Origin of the sequence: Alteromonas sp. BZK5, assembly GCF_014349115.1 — a bacterium.
In the GTDB taxonomy this organism is placed as follows: Bacteria; Pseudomonadota; Gammaproteobacteria; order Enterobacterales; family Alteromonadaceae; genus Alteromonas; species Alteromonas macleodii.
In genome coordinates this window covers 1-1,315 of record NZ_JACSOE010000258.1, presented here as the reverse complement: position 1 = coordinate 1,315, position 1,315 = coordinate 1, and the positions used below count along the sequence as shown (strand labels likewise).

Below are 1,315 nucleotides of genomic sequence, written 5' to 3'. Positions count from 1 at the left end.
GAGCCTGTAACAGATTCTGTGTAACTGCCATTAGTTAATGTGCTTTTCGAGTCGTTCCTCGAACTCGATAATAAAACGACTCATCGCCTGACGCCAGTTTTGAATCGGCATCGACCATTTCTTACTGGCGTCTTTTATTGCTAAGTACACCATTTTTCTTGCTGAATCATCGCTGGGGAAGATTTTCCGTTTCTTGATGGCTTTTCGGATAACACTGTTCAGAGATTCAATGGCGTTGGTGGTGTAAATTGCCCTGCGGATGTCCTCTGGGTAGTTGAACAAGGTATTGAGATTGTGCCAGTGCGTCCGCCATGATTTAGCGATTTGTGGGTACTGGCCGTCCCATGTTTCAGCAAACCGTTCTAGTTCAAGCAGTGCCTCATCTTCTGTTGCTGAGCGGTATACGCGCTTTAAGTCTGCTGTGACAGCTTTGTAGTCCTTCCACGATACGTATTTTAGTGAGTTACGAACCATGTGTACGATACACAGTTGAATATGCGTTTGTGGGAACACAGCATTAATGGCATCAGGGAAGCCTTTGAGACCGTCCACACAAGCGATGAGAATGTCTTCTACGCCGCGCTGCTGAAGTTCGGTTAGCACGTTTAGCCAGAACTTAGCCCCTTCATTCTCGGCTATCCACATGCCCATCAGTTCTTTGTGACCTTCAGTATTGATGCCCAGGGCCAGGAAGATAGATTTGTTGATGATACGTTTATCCTGGCGTATTTTCACTACGATACAGTCGAGGTAAACAATCGGGTAAATGGCATCTAACGGGCGCGACTGCCATTCCACAACTTGCTCGATAACTGCATTAGTAACGCGAGAAACCAGCGTTGGCGATATCTCAGCACCATACCATTCATCAAACGCATTGACGATTTCACGGGTACTCATGCCTTGTGCATAAAGCCAGAGAATCTTATCGTCCATGGAGGTGAAACGGGATTGATGTTTTTTAACGAGCTTAGGCTCGAAGGAGCCTTCACGGTCACGAGGAGTGTCGAGTTCAAACTCGCCATCTTCTGTTTTTACGCGTTTGCTGCTCTTACCGTTGCGACTGTTTGATGACGTAGACTTTTGATTTCTTTCGTAGCCAAGATGCTCATCCATTTCAGCGTTCAATGCCGCTTCAACGGTGATTTTCTTCAACATCTGACTAAATTCGTTTAAGTCTTCAGGTGTTTTAATGCCTTTGGCCGCTTCCTTTGCGAAAGCTTCAAGCTCTTTCTTATTCATGTTCATCTGCCTATCCTTAACTCTCTATAGAGTAAATTGAGATAGGCAGTTACACAAAATTAGTTACAGTCTC

The 1,315-nt window shown here is 45.2% G+C and carries 1 protein-coding gene; it reads right to left on the bottom strand.

All coding sequences use genetic code 11. The features are described 5' to 3' along the window. Nucleotides 1-30: 30 nt before the first annotated feature. Nucleotides 31-1,242 carry an IS256 family transposase gene (locus BIZ39_RS21790; RefSeq protein ID WP_187448112.1) on the bottom strand — a complete coding sequence of 404 codons (1,212 nt, stop codon included), beginning with the start codon at nt 1,240-1,242 and terminating at the stop codon, nt 31-33. Nucleotides 1,243-1,315 lie beyond the last annotated feature (73 nt).

Coding starts and splice junctions, on each gene's coding strand:
- BIZ39_RS21790 (WP_187448112.1), bottom strand. CDS start 1,242: ATGAATAAGAAAGAGCTTGAAGCTTTCGCAAAGGAAGCGGCCAAAGGC.